Annotated in this window: 15 protein-coding genes; 14 read left to right on the forward strand and 1 reads right to left on the reverse strand. The window is 64.2% G+C overall.

What is annotated here, in order from left to right; genetic code table 11:
- The 9 genes from CR152_RS16245 to CR152_RS16285 all read left to right on the forward strand — a co-directional run bounded on the left by CR152_RS16245 (position 1) and on the right by CR152_RS16285 (position 12,313).
- The gene (locus CR152_RS16245; RefSeq protein WP_099876045.1) at positions 1-954 is read left to right on the forward strand and encodes a glycoside hydrolase family 43 protein; all 954 of its coding nucleotides are present in this window, start codon (positions 1-3) and stop codon (positions 952-954) included.
- A gap of 56 nt (positions 955-1,010) precedes the next feature.
- Complete coding sequence (locus tag CR152_RS16250) at positions 1,011-1,952, forward strand: LysR family transcriptional regulator (protein ID WP_099876047.1); 942 nt, start codon at positions 1,011-1,013, stop codon at positions 1,950-1,952.
- 125 nt (positions 1,953-2,077) lie between these two features.
- Positions 2,078-2,581 (forward strand): acyl-CoA thioesterase, encoded by a 504-nt coding sequence (locus tag CR152_RS16255; RefSeq protein WP_099876049.1) that lies wholly within the window; start codon positions 2,078-2,080, stop codon positions 2,579-2,581.
- Positions 2,582-2,830: 249 nt separating this feature from the next.
- Positions 2,831-3,925 carry an OmpA family protein gene (locus CR152_RS35040; protein ID WP_370663859.1) on the forward strand — a complete coding sequence of 365 codons (1,095 nt, stop codon included), beginning with the start codon at positions 2,831-2,833 and terminating at the stop codon, positions 3,923-3,925.
- 204 nt (positions 3,926-4,129) lie between these two features.
- Complete coding sequence (locus tag CR152_RS16265) at positions 4,130-5,533, forward strand: ice-binding family protein (protein WP_099876052.1); 1,404 nt, start codon at positions 4,130-4,132, stop codon at positions 5,531-5,533.
- Positions 5,534-5,583: 50 nt separating this feature from the next.
- Positions 5,584-6,729: an OmpA family protein gene (locus tag CR152_RS16270; RefSeq protein ID WP_099876054.1), complete on the forward strand. Its 1,146-nt coding sequence runs from the start codon at positions 5,584-5,586 to the stop codon at positions 6,727-6,729.
- 282 nt (positions 6,730-7,011) lie between these two features.
- Positions 7,012-8,424 carry an ice-binding family protein gene (locus CR152_RS16275; RefSeq protein ID WP_099876056.1) on the forward strand — a complete coding sequence of 471 codons (1,413 nt, stop codon included), beginning with the start codon at positions 7,012-7,014 and terminating at the stop codon, positions 8,422-8,424.
- Between the two features lie 22 nt (positions 8,425-8,446).
- Positions 8,447-9,586, forward strand: a complete 1,140-nt coding sequence (locus CR152_RS16280; protein WP_099876058.1) for an OmpA family protein — start codon at positions 8,447-8,449, stop codon at positions 9,584-9,586.
- A gap of 171 nt (positions 9,587-9,757) precedes the next feature.
- Positions 9,758-12,313 (forward strand): ATP-binding cassette domain-containing protein, encoded by a 2,556-nt coding sequence (locus CR152_RS16285; protein ID WP_099876060.1) that lies wholly within the window; start codon positions 9,758-9,760, stop codon positions 12,311-12,313.
- 227 nt (positions 12,314-12,540) lie between these two features.
- On the opposite strand, the gene CR152_RS34680 is transcribed toward CR152_RS16285, so the two are convergent.
- Positions 12,541-12,663 (reverse strand): hypothetical protein, encoded by a 123-nt coding sequence (locus CR152_RS34680; protein WP_267876243.1) that lies wholly within the window; start codon positions 12,661-12,663, stop codon positions 12,541-12,543.
- 198 nt (positions 12,664-12,861) lie between these two features.
- On the opposite strand from CR152_RS34680, the gene CR152_RS16290 reads away from it, so the two are divergent.
- The 5 genes from CR152_RS16290 to pdeM all read left to right on the forward strand — a co-directional run bounded on the left by CR152_RS16290 (position 12,862) and on the right by pdeM (position 20,439).
- Positions 12,862-14,562 carry a RecQ family ATP-dependent DNA helicase gene (locus CR152_RS16290; protein ID WP_099876062.1) on the forward strand — a complete coding sequence of 567 codons (1,701 nt, stop codon included), beginning with the start codon at positions 12,862-12,864 and terminating at the stop codon, positions 14,560-14,562.
- Between the two features lie 61 nt (positions 14,563-14,623).
- Positions 14,624-15,691, forward strand: a complete 1,068-nt coding sequence (locus CR152_RS16295) for a ligase-associated DNA damage response exonuclease (protein WP_099876064.1) — start codon at positions 14,624-14,626, stop codon at positions 15,689-15,691.
- Positions 15,684-17,321, forward strand: coding sequence for an ATP-dependent DNA ligase (locus tag CR152_RS16300; RefSeq protein WP_099876065.1), 1,638 nt, complete (start codon positions 15,684-15,686; stop codon positions 17,319-17,321). The genes CR152_RS16295 and CR152_RS16300 overlap by 8 nt, the downstream gene beginning before the upstream one ends.
- On the forward strand, positions 17,318-19,792 hold the full coding sequence (locus tag CR152_RS16305; RefSeq protein ID WP_099876067.1) for a ligase-associated DNA damage response DEXH box helicase: 2,475 nt from the start codon (positions 17,318-17,320) through the stop codon (positions 19,790-19,792). Before CR152_RS16300 ends, CR152_RS16305 begins: the two co-directional genes overlap by 4 nt.
- Positions 19,789-20,439 carry a ligase-associated DNA damage response endonuclease PdeM gene (pdeM, locus tag CR152_RS16310; RefSeq protein WP_099876069.1) on the forward strand — a complete coding sequence of 217 codons (651 nt, stop codon included), beginning with the start codon at positions 19,789-19,791 and terminating at the stop codon, positions 20,437-20,439. Before CR152_RS16305 ends, pdeM begins: the two co-directional genes overlap by 4 nt.
- Positions 20,440-20,505: the final 66 nt, after the last annotated feature.

Raw genomic sequence — 20,505 nt, forward strand, 5'->3', positions numbered from 1 at the left:
ATGATCAAATACGCACTGGGCGCACTCGCCCTCGGCATTGCCACGGGGCTTGCCTCGGCGGCCAACCCCATCGTCAGCAATATGTTCACGGCCGATCCGGCGGCGCTGGTCGACAAGGGCCGTGTCTACGTGTACGTCGGCCATGACGAAGCGAAAGCGGACGAAAAGAATTTCGTGATGAACGAATGGCGCGTCTATTCTTCGTGCGACATGAAAACCTGGAAAGACCACGGCTCGCCGCTGAAGTATTCGACCTTCAAGTGGGCCGGGCGCGATGCCTGGGCGGGCGACATCACCAAGCGCAACGGCAAATACTATTTCTATTCGACGGTCGACCACAAGACGATTCCCGGCAAGGCCATCGGCGTGGCCGTGTCCGACAGCCCGACCGGACCGTTCGTCGACGCGCGCGGCAACGCGCTGGTGAGCAATGACATGACCAAGCACACCGACATCTTGTGGGATGACATCGATCCGGCCGTGTTCATCGATACCAATGGGCAGGCCTGGCTGTATTGGGGCAACACCGTACTCAAATACGCTAAGCTGAAGAGCAACATGACCGAGCTGGACGGGCCCATCATGACCCATGCGATCGATGGCTTCACCGAGGCGCCTTACGTGCACAAGCGCGGCGCCACGTATTACCTGTCCTATTCGCGCCACTTCCCGGAAGAAATGGTCTACGCCACCAGCGCCAGCCCCGCCGGACCGTGGACCTTCCGAGGCGTGATCATGGAGAAGAACGAGAATGTCAATACCATCCACCAGGCCATCATCAAGTTCAACGGCAAGTCCTACGTGTTCTATCACAACGCCAAATTGCCCGGTGGCGGCGAATTCCGGCGCTCGGTGGCGGTGGAAGAGTTGCATTACAACTCAGGTGGCAGCATCCGGGTCGTGCCGCAGACAGCCTCCGGCCCGGCCGCCAATCCGTCTCCAGGCTGCCAATGATATCTAGATCGGTATGTTGCGCTGCGTACCGATATTATTAGGGGTATGATCCGATGATGGAGACACTCAACCCCAACTGGTTTTTAAAGGCGCGCCTCAAGACGCGGCAACTGCTGCTGCTGATCGCGCTCGACGACCACCGCAACATCCACCGCGCCGCCGAGGCGCTGCACATGACCCAGCCGGCGGCGTCGAAGCAGATCAAGGATCTGGAAGAGATGCTGGACGTCAAGCTGTTCGAGCGCTTGCCGCGTGGCATGGAGCCGACCATGTTCGGCGAAACCATGGTGCGCCACGCCCGCATGGCACTGACCAGCCTGGCGCTGGCGCACGACGACATCCTGGCGCTCAAGGCCGGGCTGGCGGGGCAGGTGGAGGTCGGCGTGATCATGACGCCCGCCATGGCGCTGCTGCCGCGTGCGATTGCGCGCATCAAGCAGCATGCGCCCATGCTGCGGATCGGTGCCCACGTGGAAGCGAGCAATATCCTGCTCGACAAGCTGCAGCACGGCACGCTCGACTTCATGATCGGGCGCATCCTCGAAAAAGAGAATTCCGCCGGCCTGATCTATGAAGAATTGAACGAGGAGCCGGCGTGCGCAGTCGTGCGCGTCGGCCATCCGCTGCTGGAGGTCGACAAGCTGGAACTGAAGCACATCGCCGACCAGCCCTGGATCCTGCCGCCGCACGGCAGCATTTTGCGCCACCGTTTCGACATGATGTTCCGCCGCGCCGGGCTCGATATTCCGGTCAACGTGGTCGACACCACCGCGCTGCTCCTCATTACGGCGCTGCTGCAGCAGACCGATTCGCTGCACGTGATGCCGGTCGACGTGGCGCATTATTACGCCTCGCTCAATGTGCTGAGCATCCTGCCGATCGAGTTGCCGTGCAAGATGGATGCCTTCGGTATCATTCGCCAGAAAGACCATTTGCTCTCGCCGGGCGCGGAACTGCTGCTGCAGGCGGTGCGTGATACAGCGCAGGAAATGGTTTGAACTGGTGGGTCTAGCTTCAGGCTGGCTGCTGCTGGCGTAACGACGAACTTGGGTTCCCGCCTGCGCGGGAAGTCATTTCTGCCAGTGGCAGGAATGACGAAAACACTACTTTTGCGAGTACCTTCATGAGCAACGATATCACCCCCGTGCGACCGCGCGAGATCACCCTGCGTTTCCTCGCTGAACCCACCGACGTCAATTTCGGCGGCAAGGTGCACGGCGGCGCCGTGATGAAATGGATCGACCAGGCCGGCTACGCCTGCGCGGTCGGCTGGAGCGGCTTTTACTGCGTCACCGTGTATATCGGCGGCATCCGCTTCTATAAGCCGATCTTCATCGGCCAGATCGTGGAAGTGAATGCGATGGTTGTCCATACAGGCAACTCCAGCATGCACATCGCCATCGATGTCTCGGCCACCGAACCGAAGACCGGCGCGCGCCAGCGCACCACGCGCTGCCTGATCGTGTTCGTGGCGGTCGACAATGCCGGCGACACCGTCAAGGTGCCGGCCTGGACCCCGGTCGGCGACGACGACAAGCGCTTCGAGCAGTACGCCATCCACATGGCCGCGTTGCGTAAAGAGCAAGAAGACGAGCTGCAGGCGACTGAAACCACCCCGCCTGTGTGACAAGAACGCCACAGTTTGTGGTTTTTCGGTGAAAACTTTTCAATTTCCAAACAGTTATGTTCGCTACCGAACCGAACCACTGTTGTGAATAAGGAATAGTGGATACCGAGCTAAGCACAAAAGCATTAGCGATACACCACATCAGCGATAAACCATCCGGGCAGCCAGTCTGTCCGACACATACATACGAGAGAATACAACATGACCCTGACTAAGAAAATCGGTACTCTGAGCGCAATCGGCTTCGCAATGCTGGCAGGACAAGCATCGGCACAAGACCAGTTCGTGAATCCAGAATGGGCAAACAGCGCCACCTACATCGGTGCCGGTATCGGCCAGTCGCGCAGCTACACCAAGGCGGCTCCAGTGATCAAGAACCTGAACGGTCAGGGCGGCATGGTCAATTCGTGGCGCACCGACGAAAAAGACATGGGTTACAAATTGTTTGTTGGTAAGCAACTGAGCCGCTACTTCGCAGTGGAAGCCGGTTTTTTTGACCTGGGCAACTTCAACGTCAAGACCACCAACAACCTGGGCGGCGTTGTCAACGCTGAGCAGAAGTACAAGGGCGTGAACCTGGACCTGATCGCGCAACTGCCGATGAGCGAGCGTTTCTCGGTGTACGGCCGCGCCGGTATGCATTACACCAAAGCAAAAACCCAATTCTCGGGTAACCGCGCAGTTGGCTTGTTCGCTGGCGAAAAGAGCGAGAAGAAGCTGAACCCGAAAATCGGCGTTGGCCTGGAATACAAGTTCACCGAAGCGCTGGCACTGCGCGCCGAAGCTGAAAACTATCGCATCGACGACGCGCTGCGCAGCAACGGCAACACCAAGCTGTACTCGATGAACCTGGTCTACAAACTGGGCCGTCCAGCAGCATCGAAGCCAATGCCGGCACCAGCACCAGCGCCAATGCCGGAAGCAACGCCAGCACCAGCGCCGGCACCAATGCCAGCACCAGCACCGGCACCAGTGCCAGTGTCGGAAAAAGTCTCGTTCGCTGCTGAAGCCCTGTTCGACTTCGACAAATCGGTTGTCAAGCCAGAAGGCAAAGCCGCTCTGGACGATCTGCTGAACAAGCTGCAAGGCATGAACACCGAAGTCATGGTTACCGTTGGCCACACCGACTCGGTCGGTTCGGACGCTTACAACCAGAAACTGTCGCTGCGCCGCGCTGAAGCCGTGAAAGCCTACATCGTGTCGAAAGGCGTGGAAACGTCGCGCGTCTACACCGAAGGCAAGGGCGAGTCCCAGCCAGTTGCTGACAACAAATCGGCAGAAGGCCGCGCTAAAAACCGTCGCGTGACGGTTGAAGTGGTCGGTACCCGTACCACCGCCAAGTAAGCTTCCGCTGTACTGAAAAGCCGCCGTGCCCGCAAGGGCCGGCGGCTTTTTAACGTTAACGCCTGAGTGTGTTGCTACGGTAATGATTATTTTTACGTTTAAAAGCCTATGTACGGTGGCGAACGGAGCTAGGGGTGACAAAAGGCAATAGTGAATGACGTTGCCGCTGTCCGGCCACAGGCCCCAACCCAAAGGAACTAAAAAATGAAAATCACGAAACACGCGAGGGCGTTGCTCTGCACCGCAGGCTTGCTCGCCGTTTCCCTCCTCGCCGCATGCGGCGGCGGCGGGGACCAGGGCCGCGACCCGATCCTTGGCCAGCCACCCGCCGCCTTGGTCAGCGTCGCCGTCACGCCAGCCAACGCCACGGTACTCACCACTGAAACGCGCCAGTTCACCGCCACCGCCACCTATGCAGATGGCACATCGCGCGACGTGACGTCGACCTCGGCCTGGCTGTCCGCCTCGCCCGGTATTGCCGGCGTGAGCGCCGCCAACGGCCTGGCCACCGGCGTGACTGCCGGCAGCGCCGCCATCACCGCCACCTTTTCCAGCAAGACCGGCGCCGCCACCCTGGTCGTGACGGCACCGGTGCCGCCGCCACCGCCCGTGGTGACCTTGTCGTCCATCGCGGTCACGCCGGCGACTGCGTCCATCATGGTGGGCTCGACCCAGCAATTCATTGCCATCGGCACCTATTCGGACAAGTCGACCGCCATCATCACCAATTCGGTGACGTGGAACTCGGCCACCAACGCCAGCGGCACGATCGCCGCATCCGGCATGGCTTCCGGCGTCGCCGCCGGCACCACCGCGATCAGCGCCAGCAGCAGCGGCCAAACCGCCAGCGCCCTCCTGACGGTCACCGCGGTGCCAGTCGTTCCACCAGTCGTGCCGCCAGTCGTACCACCAGTCGTTCCACCAGTTGTGCCGCCGGTCGTGCCACCAGTGGTGCCGCCAGTTGTTCCACCAGTCGTGCCACCGGTCGTGCCGCCAGTCGTACCGCCAGCCGCCGACATCAGCCTGGGCCGCGCAGCCAGCTTTGCCGTGCTCGCAGGTACGTCGATCACCAATAATTCCGGTGGTACCACCCTGGTCACCGGCGATGTCGGTGCGCCGTCGCAAACCACCGCGCCAACCCAGTCCGCCGGCTACGCCAACTACAGCTCCGGTCCGATCCTGGCGGGCGCACTGGAAGACTTGCAAGTTGCCGTGACCAGCGCCAACAGCCAAACCTGCACCGTCAGCTCCGCGTCGGGCGTCGATCTCGGCGGGCTGGTGCTCACCCCGGGCGTGTACTGCTATGCCGGCGCCATCAGCATCACCGGCACGCTGACCCTCAATGGTCCCGGCGTCTACATCTTCCGCACCGCGTCGACGCTCAACAGCACGGCGAATGCCATCGTGGCGCTGACCGGCGGCGCATCGGACGGCAGCCTGTACTGGATTCCGGCCGGACCGACCACCCTCGGTGCGAACGGTGTCTTCAAGGGATCGATCCTGAGCCAGTCCGCCGCCATTACCGTCGGCGACAACACGAGCCTGTTAAGCGGCCGTGCACTGAGCGGCGCCGCGGTCACCCTGCGCAATAACAAGATCAGCAAATAATTCACAAGCAAGCAGCCAACAAGCCGACTACTTTTTTCCGAAAGCACATCATGACATTAGCAAAACACATCGGCGCCCTGAGCGTCATCGGCTGCGCCCTTCTGGCGAGCCAGGCGGCACGGGCGGACGAGCCTTTCGTCAATCCGGAGTGGGCCAACAGCGCCTGGTACATCGGCGCCGGCATCGGCCAATCGCGCGCCAATATCGACAATGAGCGCCTGACGCGCAGCCTGACGGCCAATGGCGCCACCCTGAACTCGTTCAAGGTCGACGAGCGCGACCTGGCCTACAAGCTGTTCGTCGGCAAGCAGCTGAACCGCTACTTCGCGGTCGAGGCCGGCTTTTTCGATCTGGGCAAGTTCGGCTTCGATGCGAGCACGTCCCAGAATGGCCGCCTGATTGGCGAAGCGGGCTTTCGCGGCGTGAACATGGATCTGGTGGCGCAACTGCCGATGTCCGACCGTTTTTCGGTGCTGGGCCGGATTGGCATGAACTACGCGAAGGCCAGCACGCACTTCCGCGGCAACCGCCTGTTTGCGGTGACCAATCCCAACCCGAGCGAGCGCAAGCTCAATGCCAAGGCCGGACTGGGCCTGGAATTCAAGTTCAGCGAAGCGCTGGCCCTGCGCGGCGAAGTCGAGCGCTACCGCGTCAACGATGCCGTGGGCAACCGCGGCGATGTCGACATGGCGTCGCTCAGCCTGGTGTACAAGCTGGGGCGCCCTGCAGCGAGCCGTCCGGCACCGGTTGAGCCGATGCCGGCACCAGCGCCAGTGACGGCCGCCCCGGCGCCGGCACCGGCTGCGCCAGCGCCTGCCGCGCCGGTTGCCGTATCGGAAAAAGTATCGTTCGCCGCCGAAGCGCTGTTCGACTTCGACAAGTCGGTGGTCAAGCCGGAAGGCAAGGCCGCGCTCGATGACTTGCTGAACAAGCTGCAAGGCATGAACACCGAAGTGATGGTCACCGTCGGCCATACCGATTCGGTCGGCACCGACGCCTACAACCAGAAGCTGTCGATGCGCCGTGCCGAAGCGGTCAAGGCCTACATCGTCTCGAAAGGTGTCGAGGCGGGGCGCGTGTACACCGAAGGCAAGGGCGAAACGCAGCCGGTTGCCGACAACAAGACCGCCGAAGGCCGTGCCAAAAACCGCCGCGTGACGGTGGAAGTGGTCGGCACCCGCAGCGTCAACAAGTAACTGCTTCGCCAGCAACTGTTGCTTAACCGGGGTCAGACCCCTTCTATGTCGGTGGCAATAGTTGCAAGGGCGGCGTGAGCGCGACATGCGCCGCCGCCCCATTTTTTTGCCGGAACAAGGCAATAAAAGAGCCCTGCAGGACTTTCCCGTTGTGTTTTAGTACAATGTTGCCAATCTTTAAGCCGTTATGTTCGCCGGCGCACAGAACACCCTGATGCGCAGGAGAATAGTGTTGAATACACCTCGTAACGGCGAGAAATTATCTTTCCCAAGGACGCTTTAATGAACATTAAAAAATATACAACAACTCTGTTATGCGCGACCGGCCTGCTGGCCGTGTCCGTGCTGGCAGCTTGCGGCGGCAGCAGCGACCGCGGCCGCGATCCGATTCTGGGCCTGCCGGCCGCGGAACTGGTCAGCGTCACGGTCACGCCGCCCACGGCCACCGTGCTGACCGGCGCCAGCCAGCAATTCATCGCCACCGCCAGCTATGCCGACGGTACCTCGCGCAACGTGACCGATGTGTCGGTATGGGCCTCGGCCTCGCCCACCATCGCCCGCGTGACCCCGGCCGGCGGCCTGGCCACCGGCCTGACCCCTGGCAGCGCCGCCATCACCGCCGCCTTCGGCGCCAAAACCGGCGCGGCGACCCTGGTGGTCAACGCACAGGTTCCGGTCAACCCGCCCGCCGTCATCAGCGTGACCGGCCTGTCGGTGACCCCGGCCGCGGCCAGCGTGCGCGTGGGCGCCAGCCAGCAGTTCACCGCGATCGCCACGTATTCCGACAGCTCGACCGCCGTCATCACGAATGACGTGAAATGGACCTCGGGCAGCACCGCCACCGCTACCGTTGCCGCGTCGGGCAGCGCGACTGGCGTTACCGTCGGCAATACCGTGATCACTGCCACCTCGGGCGACAAGAGCGCCACCGGCGCCCTGACCGTCACGCCGGCACTGATCATCGATCCGCCGCCGGTCGTGCCGCCAGTCGTTCCGCCAGTGGTGCCACCAGTCGTTCCGCCAGTCGTGCCACCAGTGGTGCCGCCGGTGACCAACCCGCCAGTGGTGACGCCACCAGTCATTGAAGCACCTTCCGATGGCGGCATTGGCCTGGGCCGCGCACGCGAATTCGCCGTGCTGGCGGTCACCACCATCACCAACAACGCCGGCGGCACCACCCTGGTGACCGGTGACGTCGGTGCGCCGCTACAGAACGTCGAGCCGGAGCAGCCGCTGGGCTTCCGCAACGTCAAGTCCGGTTTCGAGCTGAGCGGTCCATATCAGGATCTGCAGGTTGCCGTGATCAATGCCAACAACCGTCCTTGCGCGATCCTGTCGGACGCCGGCATCGACCTCGGTGGACTGGTGCTCCAGCCTGGCGTGTACTGCTATTCCGGCGCGATCAGCCTGACCGGCAAGCTGACCCTGAGCGGCAACGGCCCGTACATTTTCCGCGCCAAGTCGACCCTGACCACGATGGCCAACTCCACCATTGAACTGATTAACGGTGCCCGCGCCGACAATGTGTTCTGGGTGCCGGTCGAGGCGACCACGCTGGGCGCGAACAGCGCGTTCAAGGGAACCGTTCTGAGCCGTGGCGAAGACATCACGCTGGGCGACGGCGCGACGGTGTTGAACGGTCGTTTGCTGAGCGGCAAAGCTGTAACGCTGCGCAACAACAAGATCACCAAATAAGAAAAATTTTTGAGAGAGAGCAATGACATTTACTAAAAAAGCGGGCCTCATGGGCGCCATCGGCTGCGCCCTGGTTGCAGGGCAGGCAGCGGCAGCGGACGACGTCTTCATCAACCCGGAGTGGGCCAACAGCGCCTGGTACGTGGGCGGCAATATCGGCCAGACGCGCGCCAACGTCGATGACGTGCGCCTGATCCGCAGCCTGACCGCCAATGGCGCCGGCCTGAACTCGTTCACGACCGACGAGAAAGATGTCGGCTACAAGCTGTATGTCGGCAAGCAGCTGAACCAGTACTTCGCGGTTGAAGCAGGCTTCTTCGATCTGGGCAAGTTCGGCTTCAAGTCGACCACTACCCAGAACGGCACGCTCAACGGCGAAGCCGGTTTCCGTGGCGTCAATCTGGACCTGGTGGCGCAAGTGCCGCTCTCGCAGCGCTTCTCGGTATTCGGCCGCGCCGGCATGAACTATGCCAAGGCGACCACGCGCTTCCATGGTAACCGCCTGTTCGCGGTGACCAATCCAAGCCCGAGCGAGCGCAAGCTCAACGCCAAGGCCGGCTTCGGCCTGGAATACAAGTTCAGCGAAGCGCTGGCCTTGCGCGGCGAAGTCGAGCGCTACCGTGTCAACGATGCCGTGGGCAACCGCGGCGATGTCGACCTGTTCTCGGTGGGCCTGGTCTACAAGATCGGACGTCCGGCTGCCAAGCCGGTCGCTCCGGTTGAGCCGGCGCCGGCGCCAGTGGTGCCGGTGGTGGCGCCAGCCGCGGCCCAGCCGCCGGCCGAGCCAGCCAAGCCGATGACTCCGGTCGCGGAAAAATCGACTTTCTCGGCCGAAGCCGTGTTTGCCTTCGACAGCGCCGTGCTGCGCCCGGAGGGCAAGGCATCGCTCGACGAGCTGCTGACCAAGCTGCAAGGCATGGATGCGGACGTCATGATCACGGTCGGCCACACCGACTCGATCGGCCGCGCCGCGTACAACGAGAAGCTGTCGCTGCGCCGCGCCGCGTCGGTCAAGGCGTACCTGGTATCCAAGGGCGTCGACGCCGCGCGCGTCTACACCGAAGGCAAGGGCGAAACCCAGCCGGTAGCCGACAACAAGACGGCGGAAGGCCGCGCCAAGAACCGCCGCGTGACGGTGGAAGTGGTCGGCACGCGCCGCTAAGCCGATCCGGCTTGCCGCACAAAAAAAACCGCAGGGCTGCGTGCCCCGCGGTTTTTTTTCGTCGATCGCCTGCGCTTGCGCGTGCCATCGATCAATTTTTGTGTGGCAGCGTACGGTCGGCGCAGGCGGACGGGCGTGTAATGGCGGCTGATCAATCATCGGCAGCTCCCCATGCGCAAGAAAAACGACGACGCCCCCGCCATCGCACCGCTGGCCCGGCCCGGCTTCGTCCAGGTGCGCGGCGCGCGCGAGCATAATCTGAAAGACGTCGACGTCGACATTCCGCGCGACGCGCTGGTGGTGTTTACCGGCGTGTCCGGCTCGGGCAAGTCCTCGCTTGCTTTCGGTACCCTGTACGCCGAGGCCCAGCGGCGTTACCTCGAATCGGTCTCGCCCTACGCGCGCCGCCTGTTCCACCAGATGCCGGTGCCGGAAGTGGACGATATCGACGGCCTGCCGCCCGCCGTCGCCCTGCAGCAGCAGCGCGGCTCGCCCACCACCCGCTCGTCGGTCGGCAGCGTGAGCACCTTGTCCAATTCCCTGCGCATGCTCTATTCGCGCGCCGGCGACTATCCGGCGCGCCAGCCGCTCCTGTACGCCGAATCGTTTTCGCCGAATACCCCGGAAGGGGCGTGCACCGAGTGCCATGGCCTGGGGCGCGTGTATCAGGTCACGGAACAATCGATGGTCCCCGACGACAGCCTGACCATCCGCCAGCGCGCCGTCGCCGCCTGGCCCACCGCCTGGCACGGCCAGAACCTGCGCGATATTCTCGTCACGCTCGGCTACGACGTGGACACGCCCTGGCGCGACCTGCCCAAGAAAGTGCGCAACTGGATCCTGTTCACCGACGAGCAGCCGACCGCGCCGGTGTACGCGGGCTTCACGCCCGACGCGGTGCGCGCGGCGCTCAAGCGCAAGGAAACGCCGAGCTACCAGGGTACTTTTACCGGCGCGCGCCGCTACGTGCTGCACACCTTCGCCACCACCGAAAGCGCTTCGATGAAAAAGCGCGTGGCGCGCTACATGGTCAGTGCCGAATGTCCGCTGTGCGGCGGCAAGCGCTTGCGCCAGGACTCGCTCTCGGTGACGTTTGGGGGCATGGACATCGCCGACTTATCGCGCCTGCCGCTCGAGCGCCTGTCAACGCTGCTGCGGCCCTTCGCCGACGGCAGCGCGCCGCGCAATGCCAGGGCGGCCGCGCTGCATCCCGAAAAAACCATCGTCACGCGCCGCATCGCCGAAGATCTGGTTGCACGCCTCGACGTGCTGCTGGCGCTCGGCCTGGGCTACCTGTCGCTCGAACGCAGCACGCCGACCCTGTCGCCGGGCGAGCTGCAGCGCCTGCGGCTGGCGACCCAGGTGCGCTCGAACCTGTTCGGCGTGGTGTATGTGCTCGACGAGCCGTCCGCAGGCCTGCATCCGGCCGATACCGAAGCCTTGCTCACCGCGCTGGCCCAGCTCAAGGCGGCCGGTAATTCGCTGTTCGTGGTCGAGCATGCCCTCGACGTGATCCGTCACGCGGACTGGATTGTCGACGTCGGCCCCGAGGCGGGCGAGCAGGGCGGCCATATCCTGTACAGCGGTCCTCCGGACGGCCTGCGCCACATCGAGGCGTCGCACACGCGCCGCTATCTGTTCGCGGCCGATCCGCCGGCGCCGCGCACTCCGCGCACGCCAAGCGCCTGGCTGCGTCTCGAAGGCGTCACCCGCAATAACCTCGACCGCCTCGATATCGAGCTGCCGCTCGGCGTGCTGGCCAGCGTGACCGGCGTGTCCGGCTCGGGCAAATCGACCCTGGTCAGCCAGGTGCTGGTGGAGCTGGTTGGCGCCGCGCTCGGCCAGCCGCAGGTGGCGCAGGCCGACGAAGGCGACGAGCCGGAACACGAAGAAGTCATTCCTACCGAAGGCCGCATCGTCGCGGGCATGGAGCACATCAAGCGCCTGGTGCGGGTCGACCAGAAGCCGATCGGGCGCACACCGCGTTCCAACCTGGCCACCTACACCGGCCTGTTCGACCATGTGCGCAAGCTCTTCGCCGCCACCAAGACCGCGCGCGCCCGGCGCTACGACGCGGGCCGCTTTTCGTTCAACGTGGCCAAGGGGCGCTGCGAGCATTGCGAGGGCGAGGGCCAGGTCATGGTCGAACTTCTGTTCCTGCCCAGCGTGTACGCGCCATGCCCGACCTGCAACGGCGCGCGCTACAACACCAAGACGCTGGAAGTGACGTACAACGACAAGAATATCGCCGAGGTGCTGGGCATGACGGTCGATTCCGCCGCCGCGTTCTTCGCCGATGAAGCGCCGGTGGCGCGTTCGCTCGAGGTGCTGCGCGATGTCGGCCTGGGCTACCTGCGCCTCGGCCAGCCGGCCACCGAGCTATCGGGCGGCGAGGCGCAGCGCATCAAGCTGGCCACGGAGCTGCAGCGCGCCGCGCGCGGGAGCATGCTGTACATACTCGATGAACCCAGCACCGGCTTGCATCCGTCGGACGTCGACAAGCTGCTGGTGCAGCTGGAACGGCTGGTCGAAGCGGGGAACAGCGTCATCGCGGTCGAACACAATATGCGGGTCGTCGCCGCCAGCGACTGGGTGACCGATATCGGACCGGGCGCCGGCGAAGCGGGCGGCAAGGTGGTGTTTTCCGGGCCGCCGGCCTTGCTGGCGCGCGAAAAAGGCAGCCGCACCGCGCCTTATCTCGGCAAATTCATGGCCGCGAAAAGCTGATGCATGCTGGTGCGCGTACGCGCGACGGAAGTGAAACGAAGTGAAGATTGCGCCGCAGGCGCGACGCGATCAAGCGCGCAGCGTGGGCACGCAGGCTTGGGCGGCGTCGCCACACGGGCGACGCGCCGGTAAAATGATTGTCGAAGCGGCGCCATCGCCGTGGTTGCGGCGATACGTCATTCGGCCAGGCAACTGGTTACCGCAGGAAATGCTGGACATCCGTGCGCTTAGTGGAAAAACAGCGCCGCAGCGGTACCGCTTAACACATCGGTCGAGCACAACAGGTACGTTGCAGCGCCAGCCAGGGTGACGTGCAGGGCGGCCCAAGTCAGTGGAAATAAGCGCATCATGATGTCCTCCGGTCGTGCGTTAGGGGAATTGCTTTCGGTATGTGATCATCTTAACTAAGGTTCTCTGTAGAAACTATCGGCAAAACGTCCGACGCAATGTAGGACGTTGGCTCGCCAGTTTTGCTGTTGCCATTCTCCTACGAAAAATGTAGGCGACGTCCTATGGTGAACCATTCGTGTGCGCCATAAAGTTGTGACATGACTACTCACAACCAACAACTCCTCCACAACGGCGCCCGCGCCGCCCGCCGCCATACCATCAATAAACTGCTGCGCTCAATTTTCGGGGTGGAGAGATTGCGGGATGGCCAGCAACAAGTGATCGACAGCGTCCTTGACGGCAAGGATACGCTCGCGATCATGCCGACCGGCAGCGGTAAATCACTGTGCTATCAGATTCCTGCGCGCATCCTCGACGGGACCACGATAGTCGTCTCGCCTTTGATTTCTCTCATGAAAGACCAGCTCGAAAAGCTCGATGCGCTCGGCGTACGCGCCGTGCAGGTCAACAGCAGCCTGACGCGCGAGGAAGAAGACGCCGCGATGGCGGGCATTCGCGGCAGCTTTCACGAAATCGTGTTCTGCACGCCGGAGCGTTTGTCGACACCATCGTTCCTTGAAGCGCTCAAGGAGATCAAGGTCGCCCTGGTGGTGATCGATGAGGCACACTGCATTTCGCAGTGGGGCCACGATTTCCGGCCCGCGTACCTCGAGATGGCGGCCGCCATCGACGCGTTGAAACGCCCGCCGGTGCTGGCGCTGACCGCCACCGCGACCGACGACGTAGTGGCCGATATCGCCCGCCAGCTTGGCCGCGCGCGCATGAACGTCGTCAATACGGGCATCTACCGTCCCAACCTGCACTACCGCGTGGCCCAGGTCACCAACAACGGCGAGCGCTATGCGCGCGCGCTCGAATACGTGCAGGCGTCCGAGGGCGTGGGCATTGTCTACGCGGCCACCGTCAAGGCGGCCGAAGAGGTGCTCGACATTCTGGTGAACGCCGGCGAAAGCGCGACGCTCTATCACGGCAAGCTGCCCGCTGCGGAACGCAAGCGCAACCAGGATGAATTCATGTCCGGCGAAAAGCGCGTGATGGTCGCCACCAACGCCTTCGGCATGGGCATCGACAAGCCGGACACGCGTTTCGTGCTGCACCTGCAGCTGCCCGCCAATCTCGAAGCCTACTACCAGGAGTCCGGCCGTGCTGGGCGCGATGGGCTGGACGCCGAGTGCACCCTGCTGTACTTCCAGGACGACAAGCGCCTGCAGCAGTTCTTCCTCGTGAAGCACTACCCGACCGCGAACGACCTGAAAGCGGTCTACGATGCGGTATGCGGGATGGCGCAGGAAGAGAAGGTCAGTTTCGACCGCTTGAATGAAGAGCTGGACGAACTGGCATCGGGCAAGCTGAAAATCTGCCTCAAGCTGCTCAAGGACGGCAAGCTGCTGCGCCAGAACCGCAAGCTCGAATACATCGTGACGCCAAAGGAGGCCAGCGCCGATCTGTTCGAGGAGCTGTCCGCCATCTACGCACGCAAGCAGGAGCGTGACCGCGAATCGCTGGAACAGATGGTATCGTATTCAGTCAGCGGTTTTTGCCGCTGGAAGGTGCTGCTCGACTACTTCAAGGATGAAGTCGAGGGCTTCGACAAATGCTGCCGCTGCGATAACTGCCTCAATCCCCCGGTGGTGGCGGAGATCGAGATCCGTGACGATGAATTCGAGCGCGATCCCGAGCCAGCACCGGCGGCGCCGCACTTCGAGCCCGGCACCCAGGTACGCGTACCCAAGTTCGATGTCGGCACCGTGGTCTCGATGGCCGGCGACCAGGTGACCATTGAATTTCCCGAACACGGCGAAAAGACCTTCCTGGCCGATTACGTGGAAGTGGCTTGACCAGCAGTCTGACTGTCAGCGCCATCCAGCGGCGCGAGGAGAAAAACATAGGAGAGAACACATGTCGGACATGGTAGTGGTACGCAAGGAGGGACTGTTCTGCGTCCCCGGGCAGTTCTACATCGACCCGTGGCGGCCGGTGGACCGTGCCGTGATCACCCACGCGCACGGCGACCACGCGCGCGTCGGCCATGGCCACTACCTGTCGGCCGCCAGCGGCGTGAACGTGCTGCGTTCGCGCCTGGGCGAGATCCACATCGACGGTCTCGAATACGGCGAGCGCATCGTGCACAACGGCGTGACGGTGTCGCTGCATCCGGCCGGCCACGTGCTCGGCTCGGCCCAGGTGCGCATGGAGCACCGCGGCGAAGTGTGGGTCGCTTCCGGCGACTACAAGGTCGAACCGGACCGCACCTGCGTGCCGTTCGAACCGGTGCGCTGCGACACCTTCATTACCGAATCGACCTTCGGCCTGCCGATCTACCGTTGGCAGCCGGAGCAGGAGATTTTCGATGACATCAACAGCTGGTGGCGCAAGAACGCCGACGAGGGCCGCGCCAGCGTGGTCTTCGCCTACTCGTTCGGCAAGGCGCAGCGCATCCTGTCCGGCCTCGATCCATCGATCGGCACCATCATCTGCCACGGCGCGGCCGAACCGATCAACCGGGTCTACCGCGAAGGCGGCGTGGCGTTGCCGCCCACCGTGCTGGTGACCCAGGTCGAAAAGGCGGCCATCAGGCGCTCGATCGTCATCGCGCCACCGTCGGCGGGCAATTCCACCTGGATGAAGCGCTTCGGCGACTACAGCGATTCGTTTGCCAGCGGCTGGATGCAGCTGCGCGGCGCACGCCGCCGGCGCGGGGTGGACCGTGGTTTCGTATTGTCCGACCACGCCGACTGGCCCGGCCTGATGACGGCGATTCGCGCCACCGAAGCGCCGCGCGTGATCGTCACCCACGGCTCGATTCCCATCATGGTGCGCTGGCTGCGCCAGGTGGGCCTGGACGCCTCGGGTTTCGACACCGAATACGGCGACGAGGATGAAGCCGTGGAAGCGGCAGGCGACCCTGCTGTGGCTCCGGTCACCGAACCAGTGCCCGAGGGGACGTCCGAGGTGACGGATGCGTGAGTTTGCCCGCCTGTACACTGAGCTCGACGAGACTACCGCCACCAACCGCAAGCTCGAAGCGCTGCAAGCCTATTTCGGCAGCGCCGCCCCCGACAACGCCGCCTGGGCGGTCTACTTCCTGGCCGGCGGCAAGCCGCGCCAGGCCGTGCCGACCAAGCTGCTGCGCCAGTACGCCATCGAATACGCGCAGCTCGACGAGTGGCTGTTCGACGAGTCGTACAACGCCGTCGGCGACATGGCCGAAACCATCGCCCACATCCTGCCGCCGCCCGAACAGCAAAGCGACATCGGCCTGGCCGAGTGGATGCAGGAGCGCATTGGTCCCTTGCGCGGCGCCGATCCGGCCACCATCCGCACCGCCTTGTTCGGGTTCTGGAACGAACTCGATTGGCGCGAACGCTTTTTGCTGACCAAATTGATCGGCGGCGGCTTTCGCGTCGGCGTGTCGAAACTGCTGGTCACGCGCGCGCTGTCGTCGCTCGCGGCGGTCGACAGCAAGCTGATTGCCCAGCGCCTGATGGGCTGGACCGACGGCAGCGTGCGTCCCACCGCCGCCGGCTTTCTGCAGCTAATCGCCGCCCAATCGGACGACGAGCACAAACTGCGCGGCGGCCAGCCCTATCCCTTTTTCCTCGCGCACCAGTTGCAGGGCGAGCCGGAAGGGCTGGGGGAGGTGGGCGACTGGCAGGTGGAATGGAAGTACGACGGCATCCGCGCGCAGCTGGTGCGGCGCGGCGCGCAAAACTATCTGTGGTCGCGCGGCGAAGACTTGATCACCGAACGCTTTCCCGAACTGGCGGCGCTGCATCTGCCGGAAGGCACCGTGGTCGATGGCGAAGTGCTGATCTGGACCGAGGAAGACACGCCGGCCGCGTTCGCGGACCTGCAAAAACGCATCGGCCGCAAGACCTTGTCCGCCAAGCTGCTGGCCGAACTGCCGGCGGTGCTGGTGGCCTACGACTTGCTGGAGCAGGACGGGGTGGACCTGCGCGCGCTGCCCCAGCATGAGCGGCGCGCCCTGCTGGAGGTGCTGGTGCGCGAGACGGCCAGGCCGCAGCTCAGATTGTCGCCCCTGATCCACGCCGCCAGCTGGAACGAACTGGCGAGCGTGCGCACCGAATCGCGCGCGCGTGGCGTCGAGGGTATGATGGTCAAGGCGCGCGAGGCCCAGTATGGCGTGGGCCGCACCAAGAATGTGGGCACGTGGTGGAAGTGGAAGGTCGACCCGCACACCATCGACGCGGTGCTGATCTACGCGCAGGCGGGCCATGGGCGGCGTGCCTCGCTCTACACCGACTACACCTTCGCGGTGTGGGACGCGGACGGCGAAGGCGGGGAGCGCAAGCTGGTGCCCTTTGCCAATGCATACTCCGGCCTGACGGACGCCGAAATCGCGGTGGTCGACAATGCGATTCGCAAGACCACCATCGAAAAATTCGGGCCGGTGCGTTCGGTGCGCCCGACCATGGTGTTCGAGATCGGCTTCGAGGGCATTGCGCTGTCGAGCCGCCACAAGGCCGGCATCGCGGTGCGCTTTCCGCGGATCTTGCGCAAGCGCGACGACAAGACCATCGACGACGCCGATTCGCTCGATACCCTCAAGGGCCTGCTGGCCGCAGCCGGTACATGAGCAAGAGCCAGATGGCGCGCGCCATCGACGACTGGTTCGTCCAGCGCAAATGGAAGGTGTTCCCGTTCCAGCGCGCGGTGTGGCGCGCCGCGCTGGCCGGCGAATCGGGCCTGCTGCACGCGAACACGGGCGCGGGCAAGACCTATGCGGTGTGGCTGGCGGCGCTGCTGCGCGGCGCGCTGGCCGGCAAGCGCAAGGCGTCCGGCCTGCGCGTGCTGTGGATTACGCCGATGCGCGCGCTGGCCGCCGATACCCAGCGCGCACTGGAGGAGGCGAAGGCGGTGCTGGCGCCCGGCTGGACGGTCGGCGCGCGCACCGGCGACACCAGCTCAAGCGAGCGCGCGCGCCAGTCGCGCGCGATGCCGTCGGCGCTCATCACCACGCCCGAAAGCCTGTCGCTGCTGCTCAGCCACGCGGCGGCGCAGACCCAGTTCGCCAGCCTGGACATGATCATCATCGACGAGTGGCATGAACTCATGGGCAGCAAGCGCGGGGTGCAGGTGCAGCTGGCGCTGGCCCGCCTGCGCCACTGGAACCCGCAACTGGTGGTGTGGGGCTTGTCGGCCACGATGGGCAACCTGGCGCAGGCGCAGGACGTGCTGCTCGGCGAAGGGAAGGGCACGCTGGTCGAAGGCGACCTGAAAAAGGAGATCCGGGTCGATACCCTGATCCCCGCCAACGTGTCGCGCTTTCCGTGGGGCGGGCACCTTGGCATCGCCATGCTGCAGCCGGTGATCAACGAGATCGAGGCATACAACGCCACGCTGGTATTTACCAATACCCGCTCGCAGTCGGAGCTGTGGTACCAGAATATCCTGGAGGCGCGCCCGGACTGGGCCGGCGTGATCGCGCTGCATCACGGCTCGCTCGACCGCGAAGTGCGGGAGTGGGTCGAAAATGGGCTGAAAAAAGGTGAGCTCAAAGCGGTGATCTGCACCGCCAGCCTCGATCTGGGAGTGGACTTCCTGCCGGTCGAACGGGTGCTGCAGATCGGGAGCGCCAAGGGCATCGCGCGCTTGCTTCAACGGGCGGGGCGCAGCGGCCACGCGCCGGGGCGCGTCTCGCGCGTGACGCTGGTGCCCACCAACAGCCTGGAATTGCTGGAAGCGGCCGGCGCCAAGCACGCCGTCGCGGCGCGCCGCATCGAAGGGCGCCTGGTGCCCAACAAGCCGTTCGACGTGCTGGTGCAGCATCTGGTGACGGTGGCGCTGGGCGGCGGTTTTCGCTCCGAACAGCTGTACGAAGAAGTGCGCAGCGCCTGGTCGTACCGCGCGCTCTCGCCCGAAGAGTGGCAGTGGGCGCTCGATTTCGTGGCGCGCGGCGGGCAAAGCCTGATCGCGTATCCGGAATACCAGCGCGTCATTGCCGACGACGAGGGCGTGAACCGCGTGCCGAGCGTGGCGCTGGGGCGGCGCCACCGTATGGGCATCGGCACCATCGTGTCCGATTCGACGATGCAGGTGAAGTACATGAGCGGGGGGCGCATCGGCAGCGTCGAGGAATCGTTCATCTCGCGCCTGAAGGCGGGCGATCATTTCCTGTTCGGCGGGCGCATCCTGGAATTCGTGCGAGTGCACGAGATGACCGCGTTTGTGAAGCGCGCGACCGGTGCGCGCGGGGCGGTGACGCGCTGGCAGGGCGCCAAGATGCCGATGTCGTCGGAACTGGCGCACGCCGCGCTGGAAGAATTGCGCCACGCGGCGCAGAGCGAATTCCGCGGCCCGGAAATGGAGGCGATCCGCCCGCTGCTGGAAATCCAGCAGCGCTGGTCCGCGCTGCCGACCATCGATACCCTGGTGGTGGAGGCCATGACCAGCCGCGAGGGCTATCACCTGTTCATGTATCCGTTCGCGGGACGCTCGGTGCACATGGGACTGGCCTCGCTGTTCGCGTACCGGATCGCGCGCGTGCAGCCGATTACGTTTTCGATTGCGATCAACGATTATGGCTTCGAGCTGCTGGCGGCCGAACCGGTGGACTGGGCGCGCGCCTTTTTGGCCGCGTCCGAGAACGTGACGGGGCTTGAGGTGCCGCTGTTCTCGACCGAACTGCTGCTCGAAGACGTGCTGGCGAGCCTGAACGCGACCCAGCTCTCGCAGCAGCGCTTCCGCGAAGTGGCGCGCATCGCCGGGCTGGTGTTCCAGGGGTATCCGGGCCAGCCGAAAAGCACGCGCCAGATCCAGGCCTCGTCGTCGCTGTTTTTCGAGGTGTTCCGCAAGCACGATGCGGCTAACCTGCTGCTCACGCAGGCGCAGCGCGAAGTGATGGAGCAGGAGCTGGAATTGACGCGCCTGCGCGATACCTTGATCGAGCTGCACGGGCGCGGCGTGGCCTTCCGCGAAGTCAAACGCGCCACGCCGTTCGGCTTTGCGCTGATGGTCGAGCGCTTCCGCGAAAAACTCAGTACTGAAAAACTGTCGGACCGCGTCGGGCGCATGCTGCGCGAACTGGAGAAAGCGGCCGTGCCATGACATACCGCGAGATGCAGCTGGCCGGTGAAACGGTCCTGCTGCTGCCTGAAAAAGCGCTGTACTGGCCGGCGCGCGCGATGCTGGTCATCGCCGATATCCACTTCGGCAAGGCGGCCTCGTTCCGCGCCCAGGGCGTGCCGGTGCCGCGCGGGACCACCACCGAGAACCTCGACGCTTTAGATGCGCTGATGGCTGCGCATACAACCCGCGAGATCGTCTTCCTGGGCGATTTTCTGCACGCGCGCGCGGCCCATGCCTCGGCCACGCTGACCGCCATGCTGGCGTGGCGTGCGCGCCATCCGGACCTGATCCTGACGCTGGTGCGCGGGAACCACGACAAGCACGCGGGCGATCCGGCCGCTTCGCTGGCGATCGGCATGGTCGACGAGCCGCATTCGGTGGCGCCGTTCTCGTTCTGCCACCATCCCGACATCGCCGCGCCGGGCTACGTACTGGCCGGGCACGTGCATCCGGTGTACCGGCTCTCGACCCGGCTCGATTCGCTGCGCCTGCCGTGTTTTCTGATCGGGCCCACGCGCATGGTGCTGCCGTCGTTTGGCGCCTTTACGGGCGGTTTCGTGGTCGCGCCGGGGGCGGGGGAGCATGTGTGCGTCAGCTCGGGAGAGGCTGTGCATTGCGTACGCTAGCGCACCGACGCGCGTATGCGAGCAGCGTAACTTGACGTGACTGCTGGAAATATCCGGCTTCGCTGT

The organism is Massilia violaceinigra (genome assembly GCF_002752675.1).
GTDB lineage: Bacteria > Pseudomonadota > Gammaproteobacteria > Burkholderiales > Burkholderiaceae_D > Telluria_A > Telluria_A violaceinigra.

Coding starts and splice junctions, on each gene's coding strand:
- CR152_RS16245 (WP_099876045.1), top strand. CDS start 1: ATGATCAAATACGCACTGGGCGCACTCGCCCTCGGCATTGCCACGGGG.
- CR152_RS16250 (WP_099876047.1), top strand. CDS start 1,011: ATGGAGACACTCAACCCCAACTGGTTTTTAAAGGCGCGCCTCAAGACG.
- CR152_RS16255 (WP_099876049.1), top strand. CDS start 2,078: ATGAGCAACGATATCACCCCCGTGCGACCGCGCGAGATCACCCTGCGT.
- CR152_RS35040 (WP_370663859.1), top strand. CDS start 2,831: ATGCTGGCAGGACAAGCATCGGCACAAGACCAGTTCGTGAATCCAGAA.
- CR152_RS16265 (WP_099876052.1), top strand. CDS start 4,130: ATGAAAATCACGAAACACGCGAGGGCGTTGCTCTGCACCGCAGGCTTG.
- CR152_RS16270 (WP_099876054.1), top strand. CDS start 5,584: ATGACATTAGCAAAACACATCGGCGCCCTGAGCGTCATCGGCTGCGCC.
- CR152_RS16275 (WP_099876056.1), top strand. CDS start 7,012: ATGAACATTAAAAAATATACAACAACTCTGTTATGCGCGACCGGCCTG.
- CR152_RS16280 (WP_099876058.1), top strand. CDS start 8,447: ATGACATTTACTAAAAAAGCGGGCCTCATGGGCGCCATCGGCTGCGCC.
- CR152_RS16285 (WP_099876060.1), top strand. CDS start 9,758: ATGCGCAAGAAAAACGACGACGCCCCCGCCATCGCACCGCTGGCCCGG.
- CR152_RS34680 (WP_267876243.1), bottom strand. CDS start 12,663: ATGATGCGCTTATTTCCACTGACTTGGGCCGCCCTGCACGTCACCCTG.
- CR152_RS16290 (WP_099876062.1), top strand. CDS start 12,862: ATGACTACTCACAACCAACAACTCCTCCACAACGGCGCCCGCGCCGCC.
- CR152_RS16295 (WP_099876064.1), top strand. CDS start 14,624: ATGTCGGACATGGTAGTGGTACGCAAGGAGGGACTGTTCTGCGTCCCC.
- CR152_RS16300 (WP_099876065.1), top strand. CDS start 15,684: ATGCGTGAGTTTGCCCGCCTGTACACTGAGCTCGACGAGACTACCGCC.
- CR152_RS16305 (WP_099876067.1), top strand. CDS start 17,318: ATGAGCAAGAGCCAGATGGCGCGCGCCATCGACGACTGGTTCGTCCAG.
- pdeM (WP_099876069.1), top strand. CDS start 19,789: ATGACATACCGCGAGATGCAGCTGGCCGGTGAAACGGTCCTGCTGCTG.